The organism is Paraburkholderia yinzeri (assembly GCF_046581065.1).
Lineage (GTDB): Bacteria > Pseudomonadota > Gammaproteobacteria > Burkholderiales > Burkholderiaceae > Paraburkholderia.
In genome coordinates this window covers 911,141-930,143 of sequence record NZ_JBFOCJ010000001.1, presented here as the reverse complement: position 1 = coordinate 930,143, position 19,003 = coordinate 911,141, and the positions used below count along the sequence as shown (strand labels likewise).

Here is a 19,003-nt window from a genome sequence, read left to right as displayed (position 1 = left end):
ATCAGCCGGCGCTTTCAGCGCGCGCCATACAGTTCTTTCAGGACCCTGGAAGGCTGCGCCGTCCCCGCGAACAGCGCCGACAAACGCGCCATGCAGGGACTCGCGAGATCGCGGATGGCCGCATCGTCGGCAAGGATCTGGCGGATCAACTCGAACTTGCGCGCGCGTTCGGCACCGGTGAGCCGTACGCCGCCGTCGGCGGCCTTGAGCGCATCGACGAGTGAGCGGTACTCCTCCTGGAGACCGATCAGCGCATTCCAGTGCGAATCGCGTGCCGCGCAGAGCATCTGCCCCGAGACTGCCGCAATCGCTTCGTAGCGGGCGAAGTAGTCTGCTTTCGAACTCATCTCGTCAATGGACCGGACCCCGGAGCGGCTGGCAATGCGCCCGGCTGCTCGGCTTCCGGCGCGATTCCCAGCCATGCTTCCTCGAGCGTTGCCAGCAGCCGGTCGACCTCGACCAGCTTGGACTCGCTCTGTTCAATATTGGCTTCCAGCAGCCGCCGTGTCATATAGCCGTACAGCGTATTCAGGCGCTGCGCGATTTCCCCGCCCGCCTCCGCGTTCAGCGACAACTGGAGCCCACTTTCGACAATCCGGATCGCCTTGCTGATCGCTTCGCAACGCGGCCCGACATTGCCCATCTGCAAATGCAAGCGTGCCTGTGCGACCGCTTTGCGCGCCCCCTGGTACAGGAGCACGATCAGCTTGTGCGGACTCGCGCCCATGACCCCTGTCTGAACCCCCACGCGTGCGTAAGCATTGGCTCCGGAATGGGCAGGGGAAAACATCGGCGCTTCTCCTCGATACGTGCTGCGGTGGTTACGGTGTAGGCACCCGGCGCGCACGGCGCGTCAGGCAGCTTGTAACCGGGTTATCGGAACGAAGCGGGAGAAGCTTTAGTGCGACGTCAGTGCGACGCGATCAGACCTGGATCTGCATGAGGTCGGTGTAGGCGGAGACCAGCTTGTTGCGCACCTGGAGCCCGAACTGAAAGCCGACGTTGGCTTTCTGCATGTCCACCATGACGTCGTTGATCGACACGTTGTTCGACCCCAATTCGAACGCCTGCGACTCGCCCACCGCCTTTTGCTGGTCGTCGCTGATCTTGTCGAGCGAGGCCTTGAGCGCCGCGGCGAACCCGCCCGCCGTCGCCGCGCCCGACGACTCGTCGGCGGCGGTCGTGCCGCCGGCCGCCTGCGCCGCCATCGATTGCATTTGCGCGAGTGCGGAGGTGAGCGGGGATATGGTCATGGTGACTCCACGAATCTGGAAGGAATGGCGCGCCGCTCGCGCGGCCGCAATCGCCCGGTACCCGCCGCAGCCTGAGCGGACAAGGGCGCCGAGTCTGGTGGAGAGCATAGCAGCGGGCCCTTTGCGGGAGCGCCGAAACTAGGGGGAAAACCCGGCTCTATTCCCGCAATCGGCTTGCCCCGCCCCCCGGATAATTCTCCGGTGTGAAAGTCCCGGCCGTGCGCGCGCGGCGCCGCCGGCGGGACGCAGCAGGACTCCCGGAGAACCCCGACGCATGGATTCGTCAGCCAACTCTTTGATCAACCCCGACGCCCGCCTGGGCCTCGCCACGGGCGCTGCCGCAGCGGGCGCGGCGACGCCCGGCGCCGCCGACGACTTCGGCGGCGGCGCAGGCGGCTTCGCGCAGCGCCTCGGCTCGCTGTCGTCGCTGCGGGGCATGCGCGGCAACCCGCGCGCGCCGCTCATCGTGGCCGTTGCGATATTCGTCGCGGTCGTGGCGGCGCTCGTGCTCTGGTCGCGCGCGCCCGACTACAAGGTGCTGTACAGCAATCTTTCGGACCGCGACGGCGGCGCCATCATTACTGCGCTCCAGGCCGCAAACGTTCCCTACAAGTTTTCGGACGGCAACGGCGCGATTCTCGTGCCTTCCGACCAGGTCAACGAAATGCGCCTGCGCCTCGCTTCCCAGGGCCTGCCGAAGAACGGCTCGGTCGGCTTCGAGCTGATGGACAACCAGAAGTTCGGCATCAGCCAGTTCGCCGAGCAGGTGAACTACCAGCGCGCGCTGGAAGGCGAGCTCGAGCAGACGATCGAGTCGATCGCGAGCGTGAAGTCGGCGCGCGTGCATCTGGCCATCCCGAAGCCCACCGTGTTCGTGCGCGAGCGCGAAGCGCCCACCGCCTCGGTGCTCGTGAACCTCTATCCGGGCCGCGTGCTCGACGACGGCCAGGTGGCCGCCATCACCCATATGGTGGCGGCCGCGGTGCCCGACCTGCCGGTGCGCAACGTGACCGTGGTGGACCAGGACGGCAACCTGCTCACGCAGAGCAGCTCGGGCGCCGGCCTCGACGCCTCGCAGCTCAAGTACGTGCACCAGGTCGAGCACGACACGCAGGCGCGCATCGACGCCATCCTCGCCCCGCTCTTCGGCGCGGGCAACGCACGCTCGCAGGTGAGCGCCGACATCGACTTCTCGAAGCTCGAGCAGACTTCCGAAGACTACGGCCCGAATGGCAGCCCGCAGCAAAGCTCGATCCGCAGCCAGCAGCAGAGCATCGACACGGAAATGCAGCAGGGCGGCGCCTCGGGCGTGCCGGGTGCGCTTTCGAATCAACCGCCGCAGCCGGCCTCCGCGCCCATCACCGCGCCGGCGGGCGCGAGCGGCGCGCCGGCCACGACGCCGATCTCCGACCATCGCGACACCACGACCAACTACGAGCTCGACAAGACCGTGCGCGACTTTCAGCAGTCGCCGGGCGGGATCAAGCGGCTTTCGGTCGCCGTGATCGTCAACTATCAGCCCAAGGTGGACGCGAAAGGCCATGCGACGATGCAGCCGCTCGACGCCCAGAAGCTCGCCCAGATCGACCAGCTCGTGAAGGACGCGATGGGCTACGACGCGAAGCGCGGCGACTCCGTGAACGTCGTGAACGCGGCGTTCCAGCAGGAAGTCGACCCGGACGCGAACCTGCCGTGGTGGCGCCAGCCCGACATCATCGCGCTCGCGAAGCAGATCGCGACGTGGCTCGGCATCGGCGCCGTGGCGCTGTTCCTCTACTTCGCGATGGTGAAGCCGGCGCTGCGCCGCGCGTTCCCGCCGCCGGAGCCGGCCGCGCCCGCGCTGGCCGGCAGCGACGACGCCGAGCCGCTGCTGCTCGACGGCCTGCCCCACGCCGAGAAAAAGGCCGAGGACCACGACAGCGAAGCCGCCCTGCTCTCCTTCGAGAGCGAGAAGCACAAATTCGAGCGGAACCTGGAATATGCGCGCACGATCGCGCGCCAGGATCCGAAGATCGTTGCAACCGTCGTGAAGACCTGGGTGAACGATGAGCGCTGAAGGGGCTGTCAAGAGTGCACTGCTGCTGATGTCGATCGGCGAGGAGGAGGCCGCGGAGGTCTTCAAGTTCCTCGGCCCGCGCGAAGTGCAGAAGATCGGCACGGCCATGGCCACGCTGAAGAACGTCAAGCGCGAAGAGATCGAAGTCATCCTGCAGGAGTTCGTGAAGGAGGCGGAGCAGCACACCGCCTTCTCGCTCGACTCCAACGACTACATCCGCAACGTGCTCAACAAGGCGCTCGGCGAGGATAAGGCCGGCGCCATCATCGACCGCATCCTGCAGGGCGGCGACACGAGCGGCATCGAAGGGCTCAAGTGGATGGACTCGGGGTCGGTGGCCGAGCTCATCAAGAACGAGCACCCGCAGATCATCGCGACCATCCTCGTGCACCTCGACCGCGATCAGGCCTCCGAAATCGCCTCGTGCTTCACCGAACGCCTGCGCAACGACGTGCTGCTGCGGATCGCGACGCTCGACGGCATCCAGCCGGCCGCGCTGCGCGAGCTCGACGACGTGCTCACGGGCCTGCTCTCGGGCAGCGACAACCTCAAGCGCAGCCCGATGGGCGGCATCCGCACGGCGGCCGAAATCCTCAACTTCATGACGAGTCAGCACGAAGAAGGCGTGCTGGAAAGCGTGCGCCAGTACGACGCCGAGCTCGCGCAGAAGATCGTCGACCAGATGTTCGTGTTCGAGAACCTGCTCGATCTCGAAGACCGCGCGATCCAGCTGCTGCTCAAGGAAGTGGAGTCGGAGTCGCTCATCATCTCGCTCAAGGGCGCGCCGCCCGCGCTGCGCCAGAAGTTCCTCTCCAATATGTCGCAGCGCGCGGCCGAACTGCTCGCCGAAGACCTCGACGCGCGCGGCCCCGTGCGCGTTTCGGAAGTCGAAGCGCAGCAGCGGCGTATCCTGCAGATCGTGCGAAATCTGGCCGAAAGCGGCCAGATCGTGATCGGCGGCAAGGCGGAAGATGCGTATGTCTGACGAGACGACGGCCGAAGCCAACATGGCGAAGGCCCAAGCCAGAACCTCGGCGTACCAGCGCTGGGAGATGGCGTCGTTCGACCCGCCGCCGCCCCCGCCCCCGCCGCCTTCGCCCGACGAAGAGGCGGCCTTCGAGGCCGAGCTCCAGCGGCTGCGCGACGACGCGCATGCGCAAGGCGTGGCCTCGGGCCACGTCGCGGGCCAGGCGCTCGGCTACCAGGCCGGCTACGACCAGGGCCACAAGCAGGGCTTCGAGCAGGGGCTCGCCGATGCGCGCGCCCAGGCGCGCCAGCTCGCGCAGATCGCGCAGCGCTTTTCCGACGCGCTCACGACCGTCGAGGCGGGCGTGGCCGAAACGCTCGTCGAGCTCGCGCTCGACATTGCCCAGCAGGTCGTGCGCCAGCACGTCCAGCACGACCCGACCGCGCTCGTCGCGGTGGCCCGCGAGGTGCTCGCCGCCGAACCCGCGCTCGCAGGCTCGCCGCAGCTCGTGGTAAGCCCCGCCGACCTGCCCGTGGTCGAGGCCTATCTGCAGGAAGAACTCGAAGCGCGCGGCTGGACCGTGCGCACCGATCCGGCGCTCGAGCGCGGCGGCTGCCGCGCGCAGGCCGCCACCGGCGAGGTCGACGCGAACGTCGCCTCGCGCTGGGAGCGCGTGTCCGCCGCGCTCGGCAAGGTCCGGCCATGGTGACGCCGCCGCCCGCCGGAACGATCCACACGAGCGACCTGACGCCGCTCGAGCAGGAGCTCGCGCTCGCTTCGTTCGGGCCCGGCGCGCACGACGCGGAGCAGGCCGCCATGCTGGTGGGCGGCGACGTCCACGCAGCCCCTGCCGCCGCGGCCGGCGGCCCGCACGCGGGCGTTGCCGGCAGCGCCGCGGCAGTCCCGCCCTACACGCCGCCGCCTCATTTCGATCCCGCGAATCCTCATTTGCAGTCCTGGAACGCGTTCCTTTCGGGCGTGCGCCAGCGCAACGTTCTGGCAAAGCCGCTGCGCGCCTGCGGCCGCCTCACGCGCGCCGCCGGCCTCGTGCTCGAAGCGGTGGGCCTGCGCCTCGCGGTGGGCGCCGAAGTGATGATCGAACTGCCGCCCGGCGCCACGCTGGCGATGGCCGAAGCCGAGGTGGTGGGCTTCTCGGGCGACAAGCTTTTCCTCATGCCCACGACCGAGGTCGCGGGCCTCTTGCCCGGCGCGCGCGTCTGGCCGCTCGAAGCCGCGCCGATCGCCAATCCCATGGCGGGCGCGAAGCGCCTGCCAGTGGGCTGGGGCATGCTCGGCCGCGTGGTGGACGCCTCCGGCAAGCCGCTCGACGGGCTCGGGCCGCTCGCGGCCGAAGCCGACGCGCCGCTCACCGCGCCGTCGATCAATCCGCTCAACCGCGAGCCGATCCACAAGGTGCTCGACGTCGGCGTGCGCGCGATCAACGCCCTGCTCACGGTCGGGCGCGGCCAGCGCATGGGCCTCTTCGCGGGCTCGGGCGTCGGCAAGTCGGTGCTGCTCGGCACCATGGCGCGCGCGACGAGCGCCGAGGTGATCGTGATCGGCCTGATCGGCGAGCGGGGCCGCGAAGTGAAGGAATTCATCGAGCAGATCCTCGGGCCCGACGGGCTCGCGCGCTCGGTCGTGGTGGCCGCGCCGGCGGACGTCTCGCCGCTGCTGCGCATGCAGGGCGCCGCCTACGCCACGACGCTCGCCGAATATTTCCGCGACCAGGGCAAGCACGTGCTGCTGCTGATGGACTCGCTCACGCGCTACGCGATGGCGCAGCGCGAGATCGCGCTCGCCATCGGCGAGCCGCCCGCGACCAAGGGCTACCCGCCTTCGGTATTCGCGCGCCTGCCCGCGCTCGTCGAGCGCACCGGCAACGGCCCCGAGGGCGGCGGCTCGATCACGGCGTTCTACACCGTGCTCACCGAAGGCGACGACCAGCAGGACCCCATTGCCGACTCGGCGCGCGCGATTCTCGACGGCCATATCGTGCTCTCGCGCGCCCTCGCGGAAGCGGGCCACTATCCGGCCATCGACATCGAAGCCTCGATCAGCCGCGCGATGACCGCGCTGATCGACGACCAGCACCTGAACCGCACGCGCGCGCTCAAGCAGATGCTTTCGCGCTACCAGCGCAACCGCGACCTCATCAACGTGGGCGCTTACGTGAGCGGACGCGACGCGGTGCTCGACCGCGCGATCGCGCTGTATCCGCGCATCGAGGCGTTCCTGCAACAGGGCTTTCGCGAGACCGCCAGCTACCCGTCCAGCCTCGAAGCGCTCGGCGCGCTCATCGGCCAGACCTCCCCAGGAGCCAGGACATGACGCAACACTCCCCGCTGCAAACCTTGATCGGACTCGCGCAGGACGACGTCGACGCCGCCGCGCAGCGGCTCGGGCGCATGCAGCGCGAGAAGAACGAGATCGAGACCCAGCTCGAGGCGCTCATCAACTATCGCGCGGAGTACCACACGCGCTTCACCGAGTCGGCGCGCCAGGGGATGGCGGCCGGCAACGTGCGTAATTTCCAGGCGTTCATCGATACGCTCGATACCGCCATCGAGCAGCAGCGGCGCATGCTGGACCAGGCCAGCGCGCGCCTCGAGGCCGCGAAGCCGGAATGGCAGCGCTGCAAGCAGAAGCTCGGTTCATACGAAGTGCTGCAGGCGCGCCAGGACGATGTGGCCGCCCGCAAGGAAGCGCGCCGCGAACAACGCGACTCCGACGAGTACGCCGCGCGCATCCTGCGCATGCGTGCGCCGCAACACCCTTAACCGTAGGTATCCGAAGGAATCGCCATGCCGATCCTTGCCATTGCCAGTTCACTGCTCGACGCCGTAGACGACGCGTTGTCCAGCAGCTCCACCAGCCAGGCGACCCAGGGTAGCCAGGCCTTCGCGCAAACGCTGCAGCAGAGCATCGGCGCCCAGCAGCAAAACACGCCGCCGGCATGGCAGAACAACCCGTCCTCGCAAGCGGCCCAGTCGTCGCAGCAGGGCTCGGCCACGGCGTCCGCGTCGCAGGGTCAGCAGTCGTCCCAGGCCGCGCAATCCGCACAATCGGCCGCGACCGGCGGCGCGCAGGGCAGCGGGAGCCAGCAAGACGCCAGCGCCCCGGACGGCAGCTCGCAGTCGTCGGGGACGCAGCACACGTGGGGCAGCGGACAGCATCGCAGCGGCAACTCACCCACGCAGCAGCAGGCCGATGCCGCCGGTGCGCAGGCCGCCGCCGCGGCCATGCAGGCCCAGGCGCAAGCCCAGGGCGCGACGGCCAGCGCCAACGGCCAGTCGGACGCCACGCTGCAGAGCCTCGCATCGAGCGCCACGGCCGGCGCGCTGGCCAACGGCGCGAGCGATACCGCTTCGGACAGCGGCGGCGCTTCCGGCGGCGCGAAGTCGGTCCACGACGCGCTGGAGGCCGCGCTTTCGGCGGCGCGCGGCGGTCAAGGCGCCGTTTCGGCGCGCTTCGCTTCGATGGGCGCCGCGGCGGGCAACGCCGCCGCGGGTGCGACGGCCGGCGCCAGCGGTGCCGCGAGCGCCGGCGGCTCGGCGGACGGCTTCGCCGCTCACCTCGCCGCCCACGGCGCGGGGAAGGATGCGGGCACGACCGGCACCGCCAATGGCAGTACGCTGGCCTCCGGCGCGAGCGCGGGCGCGAGTCCCGCCCAGGCCGCGGCCGACGCCCTCGCCGCCGCGGCGACGACGCAGCAAGGATCGACCCAGACGGCCGGAGGCGGCACGAACCAGGCCGCCGCGGATGCGCTCGCCGCGACCCAGGCCGCCGCTGCGGCGGCCGCCCAGGCCCAGGCCGTGGCCCAGGCGCCGACCGCGGCTGCCGCGGCCGGCGCGAACGCCGCCGCGCTGAGCCCGCAGGTGGGCACCTCCGACTGGGAGGACGAGCTGAGCCAGAAGGTCGTGTTCCTCTCGAACGCGAACCAGTCCTCGGCCGAACTGACGCTCAATCCGAAGGATCTCGGCCCGCTTCAGGTCGTGCTGCAGGTCTCCGAAAGCCATGCCCATGCGCTCTTCGTCTCGCAGCACCAGCAGGTGCGCGACGCTGTGGAGGCCGCGCTGCCCAAGCTGCGCGAGGCGATGGAGCAGAACGGCATCGGCCTTGGCAGCGCCAGCGTGAGCGACGGCTTCGCGCGGCAGATGAACCAGCAGGGGCAGCAGGACGGCGGCAACGGTTCGCGCTCGGCGAGCCGCGGCGGCAGCGGCAGTGGCGGCGCCAGCTCCGGCGACGACACCGGCACGGTGACGGCCTCCACGGCAACGCAGCGCAGCGTCGGCCTGATCGACACCTTCGCCTGAGCGCTTCTCCCCTTTAACCGGTCCGCGGGACGAGACAAGGCGCGGCGCATTCAGGCCGCGCCCGCGCCGCCGCATGCGTTGCGAGGCCTTGCGCGGGCCTTGCGCGGCCCGCGCAACAAAAGCACGAGATAGCCGGAAATCCCCCTTCTATTCCTCCCATCGCTGCAAGCCAAAAGCCAGAACAATGCAAGCTCCCGGGATTAACGGCCCGCAAGCCCGCATCCCAGCCCGTACGCAAGGCTCACAACGCACATGGCCACCACGACCGCAAACCAGCAAGCCGCTCCCCAGAGCGCGAAACCCGGCCCGATGAAGCGCCTCATCGTGATCGCCCTGATCGCGCTCCTTGCCGCCGGCGCGGCAGCCGGCGCGACCTGGTTCGTGATGCAGCGGCACGAGGCCAGCGCCCCCGCCGCGACCCCGAGCGCGCCGGTTCCGGCCGTGCCGGTGTACTTCGCGCTCGACCCGATGACGGTGAACCTGCAGTCCGACGACGGCGAAACGCACTATCTGCGCATCGGCCTCACGCTGAAGCTCGACACGCTCGCGACCCAGGACGCCCTGCGCGACCGCATGCCCGAGATTCGCAGCCGCGTGCTGCTCGCGCTCTCGAACAAGCATCCCGAAGACCTCGCCACGCTCGACGGCAAGCACGCGCTCGCCGCCGAGCTGGCCGCGCTGATCGCCCAGCCGACCGAGCCGCACGGCACGCCCGCGCACGTCGAAGACGTGCTGTTCACCGAATTCGTCGTGCAGTGAGCGAACACCCATGACCCAGCGCGCATCGCAACCACGCACGCCGCCGCACAGCTCACGTACGGCGCGCGCGCGCCGCGTCCCAGGCGGGGAGAGCTACGCATCATGAGCATGAACCACAGCGAGTTCATGTCCCAGGAGGAGGTCGATGCCCTCCTCAAGGGCGTCACCGGCGAAGTCGACTCGGACCAGGATCAGTCCGAGAACAAGGGCGTCCGCCCCTACAACATCGCGACGCAGGAACGCATCGTCCGCGGCCGGATGCCCGGCCTCGAAATCATCAACGAGCGTTTTGCGCGCCTCTTGCGCGTGGGCATCTTCAACTTCATGCGCCGCACCGCCGAAATTTCGGTCGGGCCCGTGCGCGTGCAGAAGTACAGCGAATTCACGCGCAACCTGCCCATCCCGACGAACCTGAACCTCGTGCACGTGAAGCCCCTGCGCGGCACGTCGCTGTTCGTGTTCGACCCGAACCTCGTGTTCTTCGTGGTGGACAACCTGTTCGGCGGCGACGGGCGCTTTCACACGCGCGTGGAAGGCCGCGACTTCACGCAGACCGAGCAGCGCATCATCGGCAAGCTGCTCAATCTCGTGTTCGAGCACTACACCACGGCGTGGAAGAGCGTGCGCCCGCTGCAGTTCGAATTCGTGCGCTCCGAAATGCACACGCAGTTCGCCAACGTCGCCACGCCCAACGAGATCGTGATCGTCACGCAGTTCTCGATCGAGTTCGGGCCGACGGGCGGCACGCTGCACATCTGCATGCCGTACTCGATGATCGAGCCGATCCGCGACATACTCGCCTCGCCCATCCAGGGCGAAGCGCTCGACGTGGACCGCCGCTGGGTGCGCGTGCTCTCGCAGCAGGTGCAGGCCGCGGAAGTGGAGCTCACCGCCGATCTCGCCCAGGCGAAAGTCACCTTCGAGCAGATCCTGAACATGCAGAAGGGCGACGTGCTGCCGCTCAACATCCCCGAGCACATCGTCGCCAAGGTGGACGGCGTGCCGGTGATGGAATGCGGCTACGGAATTTTCAATGGTCAATACGCGTTGCGGGTCCAGAAGATGATCAGCGCAGCCGACACGATGAAGGAAGGTGGATATGAGTGACGTGAACGCCACGCCCGCTGACGAACCGGTCCACGAAAGCGGCGCCGACGCCGCCGCAGCGGCCACGCAGGACGACGCGCTGGACGACTGGGCGAGCGCGCTCGCCGAACAGAACGGCCATGAGCTGGACACGCAGCCGGCAACGTCCGCGGGCGTGTTCCAGCCGCTTTCGAAGGTGAGCCCGACCAACACGCGCAACGACATCGACATGATCCTGGACATTCCGGTCCAGATGACGGTCGAGCTCGGGCGCACCAAGATCGCGATCCGCAACCTGCTGCAACTCGCGCAGGGCTCCGTGGTGGAGCTGGACGGCCTCGCGGGCGAGCCGATGGACGTGCTCGTGAACGGCTGCCTGATTGCCCAGGGCGAAGTGGTGGTCGTGAACGACAAGTTCGGCATCCGCCTCACCGACATCATCACGCCCGCCGAGCGGATCCGGAAGCTCAACCGATGAAACCGCTGGCAGCACGCGGCGGCCGGGCGGCGCACGCCGCCTGGCGTCTCCTCGGGCTGGCCGGCAGCGCAATCGCGTTGTCGGGTGCGGCCGTCCCTCTCGCCGCGCACGCGGCCGATCTCAAGGCGGTGAATGCCGCCGCCCTCTCCGCTTCCGGCGCATCCGCGGCCTCGGGCGCCGCGACGCTCGGCGCGGGCAGCGCCGTTCCCGCGCTCGGCTTTGGCGCCGTGCTGCAAACCGTGTTCGGCCTCGCGCTCGTGATCGCCGTGGTGTTCGGCTGCGCGTGGCTCGCGCGGCGCCTGGGAGTGCAGGGTGGCCAGCGCAATGCGCTCGTGAAGACCGTCGGCGGCACCTCGCTCGGCGGCAAGGAGCGCGTGGCCGTCGTCGAGATCGGCGATACCTGGCTCGTACTCGGCGCCGCGCCCGGCAACGTGCGCCTTCTCCACACCATGCCGGCCGGCGCCGCGCCGCAGACGGCGGCCGCCACGGCCCTCGCCCCGCTATCGGGCAGCTTCGGGCAACGCTTTCGCGACGCGCTGAAGAGCGAAGCCGGCAAACGATTCAGGCGTCACGACGCCGGAGCGCAGTAAATGCACAGCCGTTCCCTCCCCGCCGCGCCGCACCGCGCGCGCATCGTCTCGCGGGCGCGGGCCCGGTTGTCCGGCGTGCCGCCCGCGAGGCTGGCAACGAGGCTGGCAGCGTTGCTGACCTTCGGCGCCGCGGCGCTCGCGCTCGCGCTGCCGCATGCGGCGCTCGCGCAGGCCGCCCAGCCCATGGGCCTGCCCGCCTTCAACACGAGCCCGGGCCCGGGCGGCGGCACGACGTACTCGCTGAGCGTGCAGACGATGCTGCTGCTCACGATGCTGTCGTTCCTGCCGGCGATGGTGCTGATGATGACGAGCTTCACGCGCATCATCATCGTGCTCTCGCTGCTGCGCCAGGCGCTCGGCACGACCACGACGCCGCCCAACCAGGTGCTCGTGGGCCTCGCGCTCTTTCTCACGCTGTTCGTCATGTCGCCCGTGATCGACAAGGCGTACAACGACGGCTACAAGCCCTTCTCGGCCGGCACGCTGCCCATGGACGAGGCGGTCTCGCGCGGCGTCGCGCCCTTCAAGACCTTCATGCTGCGGCAGACGCGCGAGTCGGATCTCGCGCTCTTCGCACGCATCTCGCACGCGGGGCCCATGCAGGGGCCCGAAGACGTGCCGCTCACGCTGCTCGTGCCGGCCTTCGTCACGAGCGAGCTGAAGACGGGCTTCCAGATCGGTTTCACGATCTTCATCCCGTTCCTCATCATCGACCTCGTGGTGGCGAGCGTGCTGATGTCGATGGGCATGATGATGGTCTCGCCCACGACGATCTCGCTGCCGTTCAAGCTCATGCTGTTCGTGCTCGTGGACGGCTGGCAGCTCCTGATCGGCTCGCTCGCGCAGAGCTTCACCTGAGGAGACCCGCCCATGACGCCCGAAATGGTCATGACCCTCGCCCACGAGGCGATGTACATCGCGATGCTGCTCGCCGCGCCGCTCCTGCTCGTGTCGCTCGTGGTCGGCCTGACGGTGAGCCTCTTCCAGGCCGCCACGCAGATCAACGAAACCACGCTCACGTTCATTCCCAAGCTCATCGCCATTGCGGTGACGCTCGTGATCGCCGGGCCGTGGATGCTCACGACACTCGTCGACTATATGCACCGCATATTCGCGAGCATTCCCACGCTAGCGGGCTAGCGCGGCGCGCCGCCACCCGGGTTTTCCGCACGACTCGCGCACGATGTTCACGGTCACCTACGCCCAGATGAACGCCTGGCTCACCGCATTCCTGTGGCCGTTCGCGCGCATCCTCGCGCTGATCGCCGCCGCGCCGGTGCTGGGCAACGCGTCGCTGCAGGCGCGCGTGAAGATCGGCCTCGCCGCGTTCACGACGCTCATCGTCGCGCCCACGCTCGGGCCCATGCCGCAGGCCACGGTGTTTTCGGCCGACGGCGTGTGGATCCTCGCAAACCAGTTCCTGATCGGCGTGGCGCTCGGCTTCATCATGCAGATCGTCTTCGGCATCGTCATGACGGCGGGCGACCTCATGGGGCTCGGCATGGGACTCGGCTTCGCCAGCTTCTTCGATCCGCAGGCGGACACCAACGCGTCGGCGGTCTCGAGCCTGCTCAACACCATCGCGATGCTCACGTTCCTCGTGCTCGACGGCCATCTGCAGATGATCGCCGCGCTCGTGGACTCGTTCCAGTCGGTGCCGATTGCCGCGAACGTGCTGGGCGCGGCGGGCTGGCGCCAGATCGCGGACTGGGGCTCGGTCCTGTTCGCCACGGGCGCCCTGCTCGCGCTGCCCGTGATCGTCGCGCTGCTGATCTCGAATCTGTGCCTCGGCATCCTGAACCGCGCCGCGCCGCAGATCGGTATCTTCCAGGTGGGTTTCGCGCTGACGACGCTGGTGGGGATGCTGATCGCGCTGATGATGGTGCCGAACCTGATCCCGTTCTTCGCGCGGCTCTTCGATGCCGGCATCGACCAGATGGGGCGTGTGGCGACGGCGTTGGGTTCGGCGAGGTAGCGGGTGGTAGCAGAAGGGGCCTGAGTCAGTGCCGAAGCGCTGACTCAGGCCGGCAGTTCAGGGGTTGATGTAGTTGAAGAGCGAAAGACTCTGGGTTGCCGCGAAGGTCTTCTGCGAGGCCGTCAGCGCGTTCTCCACTTCCGTGTACTGGGTGATCGCCGAGGTCATGTCGGTGCTCGTGAGGTTCGAGAGGTTGGTCGAGACCTGCAGCGAATTCGTCGAGGTCACCGTCTGCAGTGCCTCGACTTCCTGCTCGCGGCCCCCCACCGAGGCCTGGATCGTGGTGACGTTCGACAGCGAATTGCTGAGCGCGGTCATGCCGGTCGTGAGCGCGTTGTCGAGGTTCGCGCTCGCCGAGGTGTTGTTCTGCGACGGCGTGTTGAGCGCGGCAATGACGTTGTCGAGCGTGGCGAACACGTCGCTGTAGGCCGAGGAAGTGCCCGGCTGCACCGAGAACGAATCGCCGACGGCCGGCGTGCCCGAGATCGTCACGTTCATGCCGCTGCCGAGCGGGATCGCCGAACCGGCCGTATAGTCCGTGGGGCCCACGCTGGTGCCGGCCGTGCTGTCGGTCACCGTGTAGGCAAGCGCGCCGGTCGTCGGGTCGGTGCTGAACGCGATCGAGTAGTCGTCGTTGTTGGTGGACGCCGAAGCGTTGGTCACCGTGACCGCGCTGATCGTGCCGGTGCCCGAGTTGCTTGCGTTGCCCGCAGGCACGGCCGCCGAACCCACCGAGGGCACGCTCATGAACACCGAGCTGCCCGGGTCGGCAACGGCGATCTGGCTCGAGCCGGACACCTGGATCATGCGCTGGCCCGCGTCGCCGTTATAGGTCACGCCGATACCGCTGGCGTTGTTCGTAAACACCGACGACGTGCTCTGGAAGCCCGAGAAGATGGCGTTGCCCGAGCCGTCCGTGGTGTTGGCATACGACATCAGCTCGCTGCGGTAGCCCTCCAGTTGCTGGGCGAGCGCCGAGAGATCCGCGTTGTTCATCGTGCCGCTCATGGCCGACTGCATGGCCGAATTGGCGCTCTGCAGCGTGGTCGTGATGCTCGTGAGTGCCGTGCCTTCCGTTTGCAGCGACGAGAGCGCCGTGCTCTGGTTCGCCGTGTACTGCGAAAGGGTGGCGCTCGTGGCCGAGAGCTGCACGGCCTGGGCTGCGCCCACCGGGTCTTCCGCCGGGCTCGTGATCGCCTGGCCCGACGACACCTCTTGCTCGATCTGCAGCAGTTGGGCCTGCTGGTTCTCCATGTTCATGAGGCTGGAGGTGTAGAGCTCGGAAGTCGCGATACGCATGGGTCAACGCCTCAATAAAAAATGCCGGTCAAGCGCCTGCGAAAATGCCGATCAGGGTCTGGAACATCGTCGCCGCGGTCTGGATCACCTTGGCGTTGGCCTGATAGAGCTGCTGGTACTGCTCCAGGTTGGCCGCCTCTTCGTCCATGTTCACGCCCTCCACCGACTGCTGCTGCGACGTGAGCTGCGTGACGAGCGACTGTTGCGAAGTGCTGGATGCGTCGAGCTGGGTCGCCGTGTTGCCGACCGAATTCACGTAGCTGGCGTACGCGCTCGTGAGCGTGGTCGTACCCGTGAACGCCGTGCTCGACGCGAGGTTCGCGATCGCCAGCGCGTTGCTGCCGTCCTGGGTGCCGCCCGTATTCGCCGAAATCGTGAAGGTGTCGTTGGTCGCGGGCGTGCCCGTCATCGTGAAGCTCACGTTGTTCAGGCCGTCCGCTGCCGGGCCCGTGATCGTGATCGTCGCGCCCGTGCTGGGGTCGTAGCTCACGCCGGTGGCGGGCGGCGTGCCGGAGCCGATCGTCACCGTCGTGGGCGTGCTGGAGCCGGGAGTCGTGACGCTCACGGTCGTACCGGTCGGGAAGCCCGAGAGCGTGCCGCTCGTCGCCGGGGCCGTGGGCGCCGTGTACGTGAGCGCGACAGGGCTGCTCGGCACCGTGAAGCCGGCCGTGGTCGAGTACTGCGTGATCGTGGCCGAGCCGGTGTTCGTGCTGCTCGCCGCGACCAGCACGGGCGAGGAGGTGGCGATCGCGCTCGCGTCCGTGGTCGCGACGCCGAAGCTGTCGAGCGCATTGGCCGTCGGCTGGATCGAGTACGAGTCGCCGCTGTTCATCGTGCCGGTCGACGTGATGCTCATGCCGCCCGCGAGGAACGGGTTGGCCGTGCTGGGCTGGGTCGTGGTCGAGCCGACGACCGCGTTGGTCGTCGTGTCGGTGAGCGTCCAGGTGCCGGTGCCGCTCGCGGTCGAGTACGAAAGCGCGTAGTTGTCGGTGGGCGGCTGCGTCGGGTCGGTCAGCGTCACCGCCACGGAGGCGCTGCCCGTGTTGTTCGTGTTGCCGGTGACGAGCGCCGGGCTCACCGAGAAGAGCGCCCCGCCCGCCGCGCCGCTGGCCGTATAGCCCGCTTCGTTCTGCGCGTTGACCTGGGCCGCGAAGCTCGTGGCGATCGCGCCGAGCTGCGCCTGGGCCGGGTCGAGCGTCTGCGTGACGAACGACACGAGGCCGCCCACCGTGCCGCCTTGCAGCGCGGCCGACGAAAGCGGCTGCGGCGTCGTGGTCGAGCCCGTGAGGCCGCTCCAGGCCACGGTGAATTCGGACGAGTTGGTGCTCGACGGCTGCGTGGTGAGGCTGTAGCTCTGGGCGCCCGTCACGAGCGGTTGACCGTTGCCGAGAAAGACGCTGTAGCTGCCGTTGTTGCTCTGCACGACCTGCACGCCCACCAGTTGCGAGAGGCTCGCCACGGCCTGGTCGCGCTCGTCGAGCAACTGGTTCGGCTGCTGGCCCGCCGTGGTCGCCGAAGCGATCTGCGTATTGAGCTGCGCGATCTGCTGCGAATAGGTGTTGACCTGCGACACCGCGTTCGAAAGCTGCGTATTCACGCTCTGACGCATGGCGTCGTATTGCTGGCCCGTCTCGTTGATCTCGGCCGCGAGCGTCTGCGCGTCGGAAAGCGCGGTCTGGAGCGTCGACGTGTCCGAGGGCGAGTTCGCGGCCGTCTGCATGCCCGTGAAAAACGCGGTAATCGACGAGGCGATGCCGGAGGTCGGGCTGCCCACGAGATTCGAGAGCTGCGTCGCGAGATTGTAGGAGGCCGTGAGCGAGCTGTTGGTGGACTGGGCGTTGTTGAGCGACGTGGTCAGGTACTGGCTGTACGCGCGCGTGATCGTCGCGGTGGTCACGCCGTTGCCGATATAGCCCGAACCCGAGTTCTGGCCGGTGGCCTCGGTGTAGTCCGCCGATTCGACGTCGTAACCCGCGGTGCTCGAGTTGCTGATGTTCTCGCCCGCAGTCGCGATACCGATCTGGGCCGCCTGCAAACCGCTCAAACCGATCGAGAAGATATTCGTGGTCATCCGTCGTGATCCTCGTGAACGTCCATCCGCCGGAGGCGGCCGCGTTGGGTGGACTCCCTCTTATAACGGCAGCGCGCGACGAAAATTGAGTGCCGGCGCGCGCAGCAAGCCGCGCGGGAAACGTTTGCCGCAACCGCGGCGGCGCCGTGCGGACCGCCATTGCGGGCCCGCACGGCCCGGCCCGGACGCAGCGGGTTCGCTCAGGCCCGCGCGAGCGAGCGGCGCTTCATTTCGAGCTGGGTGATATAGCGCTGCAGGCTGTTTTCGGTCGAACCCGGCAGCGCCTCGAAACGCATGCCGAGGTGATAGCGGCGCTCGCCGTTGGGCAGGTCGATGAAGCGCAGCACGACGAGCGCGAGATCGACGCGCAGCTTGCCGTACGCGCGCAGGTCGAGCTCGACGTCGGGCAGGTACGCGCCCATGCCGATCGTGCCGGCGCGCTCGTCGCTCGTGCGCAGACCCACGCCGCCGAGCGACACGTCATGCACCTCGAACGCGAAGCGCTCGCCGTCGGGCAGCGTGCCGCGGCACAGGCAAGGCTCGAGCACGGGCGTGTCGACGCGAAAATACTCGCGGCGCTGCACGTAGAAAAGCACCTCGGGGAACGACGCCTCGAACGCAGGCCGCCCTTCGAAATCGGTACGGCGCGGCGTGGGCGTGTTGAACTCCACGCGCACGCCGTCCGGCGACGCATGGAACTGGCATTGCGGCGTATCGAGCACGCCGGTGTTCTGGTCCGCTACGCCGCCCCAGTCGAACACGAAGGTGAGCGTGCGCGTGTTGACGTCGAGGATGCGCGTGACGAGCTGGCCGCCTCGGTATTGCAGGGTGAGGAAATCGCCGCGATTGGCGAGATTGCGCAACTGGACGCCTACCTCGAGCGGATTGCGGCGACCGAAATCGGGGATCTCGTCTTCGTCCCCAGCCTGGTCAGTGTGATTCGAGTGAACGGTATTCATGGGCCTGCCGGAATTTCGTGGACCTGAGGCACGCGGCCGGCGCGTACCTTCCGGGCGGCATGCGCCACCCTTTCTTTCCCATCTCGCCAGCTTTAGCGGCAAAGTCGCGCGAAAATTTAGGGTGCAGCACAAAAATATTACAGGCCGTGATATTTACGCCCGGCTTGCCGCGGCAGCCAGGCGCGGTCCTCAAGCCATCAGCTTCATGATCGACAGCAGCTTCTTCGCGTAGTGCGGGTCCGTTGCGTAGCCCGCGCGCTGCATGCCCTGCGCGAAGCCTTCCGCGCTGTGCGCGCTGTTGATGACGGAGGCGTAGCGCGGGTTGTTCTTGAGCATGCCCGCGTAGTCGGCCATCGCATCGTCGTAGGAGTCGTAGGCGCGGAACTTCTCCACCACGCGATGCGGCTGGCCGTTCACATATTCGGTCGTGACGGTCGACACCGTCTTGCCGGTCCAGTCCTTCGAGGCCTTGATGCCGAAAACGTTGTGGCTCGTCGTGCCGTCGGCCTTCTTGATCTCGCGCTTGCCCCAGCCCGATTCGAGCGCCGCCTGGCCGATGATGAAGCGCGCCGGAATGCCCGTTGCCGAGCTGGCCTGCTGCGCGGCGCTGGCGAGCTTGTCCACGAAGCCGTCCACCGAGGCGTCGCCGCTCGCGCCGGCGGGCACGAGCGCGCCGTTCGGGCCGTAGCCCGAGCCATTGCCGAGCGAGCCGTTGGCCGAAGCGTTGCCGTAGGCGCGCCCGAGCGCGTTGAGCATCGCGAGGTTGCCCTCGCTGCCGCCCGCCACGCCCGTCATTCCCGCGCCCTGGCCGGCGAGACCCGTGAGCGCGTCGGCTGCGCCGCCCGCTGCGTCCGCGCCCTCGGCGCCGCCCATGGTCCGCATGAGCTGCTTGAGCATGGCGTTGGCGACGCCGATGCCCTTGTCGGACATCTGCTGCGAAAGCTGCTGGTCGAGCATCGAGACGAAGTTGTCGCCGTCTTTCGAGTCGAGCGGGCCGTCGTCGGGCGTTGCTTCGCGCATGCTCTTGAGCATCATTTGCGTGAACACTGCGTCGAACTGCTTCGCCGCCGCCTTCACGCCCTGCTGCGGCGAGGCGTTGGCCGCCGCGCGCATCGCGTCGAAGCCCTGCACGTCCAGCGCGAAGCGGTTCGTGAGGTCGAGGCTGCTGCCGATCTTCGAGTTGTCCATCCGGGT

20 protein-coding genes are annotated in these 19,003 nt (G+C 68.3%); 13 read left to right on the top strand and 7 right to left on the bottom strand.

What is annotated here, in order from left to right; translation table 11 throughout:
• Positions 1 to 14: 14 nt before the first annotated feature.
• From WJ542_RS04505 to fliE, 3 genes are all read right to left on the bottom strand, one after another.
• Entirely contained in the window at positions 15 to 347 is a 333-nt protein-coding gene (locus tag WJ542_RS04505; protein WP_411188192.1) for a flagellar protein FliT, read from the bottom strand.
• A complete protein-coding gene (gene fliS / locus WJ542_RS04500; protein WP_411188191.1) occupies positions 344 to 790 on the bottom strand; it encodes a flagellar export chaperone FliS in 447 nt (148 codons plus the stop codon). The genes WJ542_RS04505 and fliS overlap by 4 nt, the downstream gene beginning before the upstream one ends.
• Before the next feature lie 133 nt (positions 791 to 923).
• Positions 924 to 1,253 carry a flagellar hook-basal body complex protein FliE gene (gene fliE / locus WJ542_RS04495; protein ID WP_027792981.1) on the bottom strand — a complete coding sequence of 110 codons (330 nt, stop codon included), beginning with the start codon at positions 1,251 to 1,253 and terminating at the stop codon, positions 924 to 926.
• Positions 1,254 to 1,527: 274 nt separating this feature from the next.
• Here fliE and fliF point away from each other — a divergent pair, with 274 nt between their 5' ends.
• The 13 genes from fliF to fliR all read left to right on the top strand — a co-directional run bounded on the left by fliF (position 1,528) and on the right by fliR (position 13,480).
• The gene (gene fliF, locus WJ542_RS04490; protein WP_411188190.1) at positions 1,528 to 3,309 is read left to right on the top strand and encodes a flagellar basal-body MS-ring/collar protein FliF; all 1,782 of its coding nucleotides are present in this window, start codon (positions 1,528 to 1,530) and stop codon (positions 3,307 to 3,309) included.
• Positions 3,299 to 4,294 (top strand): flagellar motor switch protein FliG, encoded by a 996-nt coding sequence (gene fliG / locus WJ542_RS04485; protein ID WP_411188189.1) that lies wholly within the window; start codon positions 3,299 to 3,301, stop codon positions 4,292 to 4,294. The genes fliF and fliG overlap by 11 nt, the downstream gene beginning before the upstream one ends.
• Positions 4,287 to 4,985: a flagellar assembly protein FliH gene (gene fliH, locus WJ542_RS04480; protein WP_411188188.1), complete on the top strand. Its 699-nt coding sequence runs from the start codon at positions 4,287 to 4,289 to the stop codon at positions 4,983 to 4,985. The genes fliG and fliH overlap by 8 nt, the downstream gene beginning before the upstream one ends.
• Complete coding sequence (gene fliI / locus WJ542_RS04475) at positions 4,979 to 6,607, top strand: flagellar protein export ATPase FliI (RefSeq protein WP_411188187.1); 1,629 nt, start codon at positions 4,979 to 4,981, stop codon at positions 6,605 to 6,607. Before fliH ends, fliI begins: the two co-directional genes overlap by 7 nt.
• Positions 6,604 to 7,056, top strand: a complete 453-nt coding sequence (gene fliJ / locus WJ542_RS04470; RefSeq protein WP_411188186.1) for a flagellar export protein FliJ — start codon at positions 6,604 to 6,606, stop codon at positions 7,054 to 7,056. The genes fliI and fliJ overlap by 4 nt, the downstream gene beginning before the upstream one ends.
• A gap of 24 nt (positions 7,057 to 7,080) precedes the next feature.
• Entirely contained in the window at positions 7,081 to 8,592 is a 1,512-nt protein-coding gene (locus WJ542_RS04465; RefSeq protein ID WP_411188185.1) for a flagellar hook-length control protein FliK, read from the top strand.
• 252 nt (positions 8,593 to 8,844) lie between these two features.
• Positions 8,845 to 9,351 (top strand): flagellar basal body-associated protein FliL, encoded by a 507-nt coding sequence (gene fliL, locus WJ542_RS04460; protein ID WP_411188184.1) that lies wholly within the window; start codon positions 8,845 to 8,847, stop codon positions 9,349 to 9,351.
• 108 nt (positions 9,352 to 9,459) lie between these two features.
• Positions 9,460 to 10,458 carry a flagellar motor switch protein FliM gene (fliM, locus tag WJ542_RS04455; protein WP_027792989.1) on the top strand — a complete coding sequence of 333 codons (999 nt, stop codon included), beginning with the start codon at positions 9,460 to 9,462 and terminating at the stop codon, positions 10,456 to 10,458.
• Positions 10,451 to 10,915, top strand: a complete 465-nt coding sequence (gene fliN / locus WJ542_RS04450; RefSeq protein ID WP_411188183.1) for a flagellar motor switch protein FliN — start codon at positions 10,451 to 10,453, stop codon at positions 10,913 to 10,915. Before fliM ends, fliN begins: the two co-directional genes overlap by 8 nt.
• The gene (gene fliO, locus WJ542_RS04445) at positions 10,912 to 11,505 is read left to right on the top strand and encodes a flagellar biosynthetic protein FliO (protein ID WP_411188182.1); all 594 of its coding nucleotides are present in this window, start codon (positions 10,912 to 10,914) and stop codon (positions 11,503 to 11,505) included. Before fliN ends, fliO begins: the two co-directional genes overlap by 4 nt.
• Positions 11,506 to 12,363 carry a flagellar type III secretion system pore protein FliP gene (fliP, locus tag WJ542_RS04440; RefSeq protein WP_411188181.1) on the top strand — a complete coding sequence of 286 codons (858 nt, stop codon included), beginning with the start codon at positions 11,506 to 11,508 and terminating at the stop codon, positions 12,361 to 12,363.
• A gap of 12 nt (positions 12,364 to 12,375) precedes the next feature.
• On the top strand, positions 12,376 to 12,645 hold the full coding sequence (gene fliQ, locus WJ542_RS04435; protein WP_411188180.1) for a flagellar biosynthesis protein FliQ: 270 nt from the start codon (positions 12,376 to 12,378) through the stop codon (positions 12,643 to 12,645).
• Positions 12,646 to 12,688: 43 nt separating this feature from the next.
• Positions 12,689 to 13,480: a flagellar biosynthetic protein FliR gene (fliR, locus tag WJ542_RS04430; protein ID WP_411188179.1), complete on the top strand. Its 792-nt coding sequence runs from the start codon at positions 12,689 to 12,691 to the stop codon at positions 13,478 to 13,480.
• A 57-nt stretch (positions 13,481 to 13,537) separates the two neighbouring features.
• On the opposite strand, the gene flgL is transcribed toward fliR, so the two are convergent.
• The 4 genes from flgL to flgJ all read right to left on the bottom strand — a co-directional run bounded on the left by flgL (position 13,538) and on the right by flgJ (position 18,997).
• A complete protein-coding gene (gene flgL / locus WJ542_RS04425; protein ID WP_411188178.1) occupies positions 13,538 to 14,779 on the bottom strand; it encodes a flagellar hook-associated protein FlgL in 1,242 nt (413 codons plus the stop codon).
• A 28-nt stretch (positions 14,780 to 14,807) separates the two neighbouring features.
• Positions 14,808 to 16,850 (bottom strand): flagellar hook-associated protein FlgK, encoded by a 2,043-nt coding sequence (gene flgK, locus WJ542_RS04420; RefSeq protein WP_411188177.1) that lies wholly within the window; start codon positions 16,848 to 16,850, stop codon positions 14,808 to 14,810.
• Between the two features lie 200 nt (positions 16,851 to 17,050).
• Positions 17,051 to 17,809 (bottom strand): flagellar brake protein, encoded by a 759-nt coding sequence (locus tag WJ542_RS04415; protein ID WP_411188176.1) that lies wholly within the window; start codon positions 17,807 to 17,809, stop codon positions 17,051 to 17,053.
• Positions 17,810 to 17,998: 189 nt separating this feature from the next.
• A complete protein-coding gene (gene flgJ / locus WJ542_RS04410) occupies positions 17,999 to 18,997 on the bottom strand; it encodes a flagellar assembly peptidoglycan hydrolase FlgJ (RefSeq protein WP_411188175.1) in 999 nt (332 codons plus the stop codon).
• Positions 18,998 to 19,003: the final 6 nt, after the last annotated feature.

Bases quoted from the DNA above. Each gene is read 5' to 3' on its own strand.
- fliH (WP_411188188.1), top strand. From the start codon at position 4,287: ATGTCTGACGAGACGACGGCCGAAGCCAACATGGCGAAGGCCCAAGCC.
- fliM (WP_027792989.1), top strand. From the start codon at position 9,460: ATGAACCACAGCGAGTTCATGTCCCAGGAGGAGGTCGATGCCCTCCTC.
- fliG (WP_411188189.1), top strand. From the start codon at position 3,299: ATGAGCGCTGAAGGGGCTGTCAAGAGTGCACTGCTGCTGATGTCGATC.
- fliF (WP_411188190.1), top strand. From the start codon at position 1,528: ATGGATTCGTCAGCCAACTCTTTGATCAACCCCGACGCCCGCCTGGGC.
- flgL (WP_411188178.1), bottom strand. From the start codon at position 14,779: ATGCGTATCGCGACTTCCGAGCTCTACACCTCCAGCCTCATGAACATG.
- WJ542_RS04415 (WP_411188176.1), bottom strand. From the start codon at position 17,809: ATGAATACCGTTCACTCGAATCACACTGACCAGGCTGGGGACGAAGAC.
- fliP (WP_411188181.1), top strand. From the start codon at position 11,506: ATGCACAGCCGTTCCCTCCCCGCCGCGCCGCACCGCGCGCGCATCGTC.
- flgK (WP_411188177.1), bottom strand. From the start codon at position 16,850: ATGACCACGAATATCTTCTCGATCGGTTTGAGCGGTTTGCAGGCGGCC.
- fliN (WP_411188183.1), top strand. From the start codon at position 10,451: ATGAGTGACGTGAACGCCACGCCCGCTGACGAACCGGTCCACGAAAGC.
- flgJ (WP_411188175.1), bottom strand. From the start codon at position 18,997: ATGGACAACTCGAAGATCGGCAGCAGCCTCGACCTCACGAACCGCTTC.
- fliQ (WP_411188180.1), top strand. From the start codon at position 12,376: ATGACGCCCGAAATGGTCATGACCCTCGCCCACGAGGCGATGTACATC.
- fliJ (WP_411188186.1), top strand. From the start codon at position 6,604: ATGACGCAACACTCCCCGCTGCAAACCTTGATCGGACTCGCGCAGGAC.
- fliI (WP_411188187.1), top strand. From the start codon at position 4,979: ATGGTGACGCCGCCGCCCGCCGGAACGATCCACACGAGCGACCTGACG.
- WJ542_RS04465 (WP_411188185.1), top strand. From the start codon at position 7,081: ATGCCGATCCTTGCCATTGCCAGTTCACTGCTCGACGCCGTAGACGAC.
- fliR (WP_411188179.1), top strand. From the start codon at position 12,689: ATGTTCACGGTCACCTACGCCCAGATGAACGCCTGGCTCACCGCATTC.
- fliL (WP_411188184.1), top strand. From the start codon at position 8,845: ATGGCCACCACGACCGCAAACCAGCAAGCCGCTCCCCAGAGCGCGAAA.
- fliE (WP_027792981.1), bottom strand. From the start codon at position 1,253: ATGACCATATCCCCGCTCACCTCCGCACTCGCGCAAATGCAATCGATG.
- fliO (WP_411188182.1), top strand. From the start codon at position 10,912: ATGAAACCGCTGGCAGCACGCGGCGGCCGGGCGGCGCACGCCGCCTGG.
- WJ542_RS04505 (WP_411188192.1), bottom strand. From the start codon at position 347: ATGAGTTCGAAAGCAGACTACTTCGCCCGCTACGAAGCGATTGCGGCA.
- fliS (WP_411188191.1), bottom strand. From the start codon at position 790: ATGTTTTCCCCTGCCCATTCCGGAGCCAATGCTTACGCACGCGTGGGG.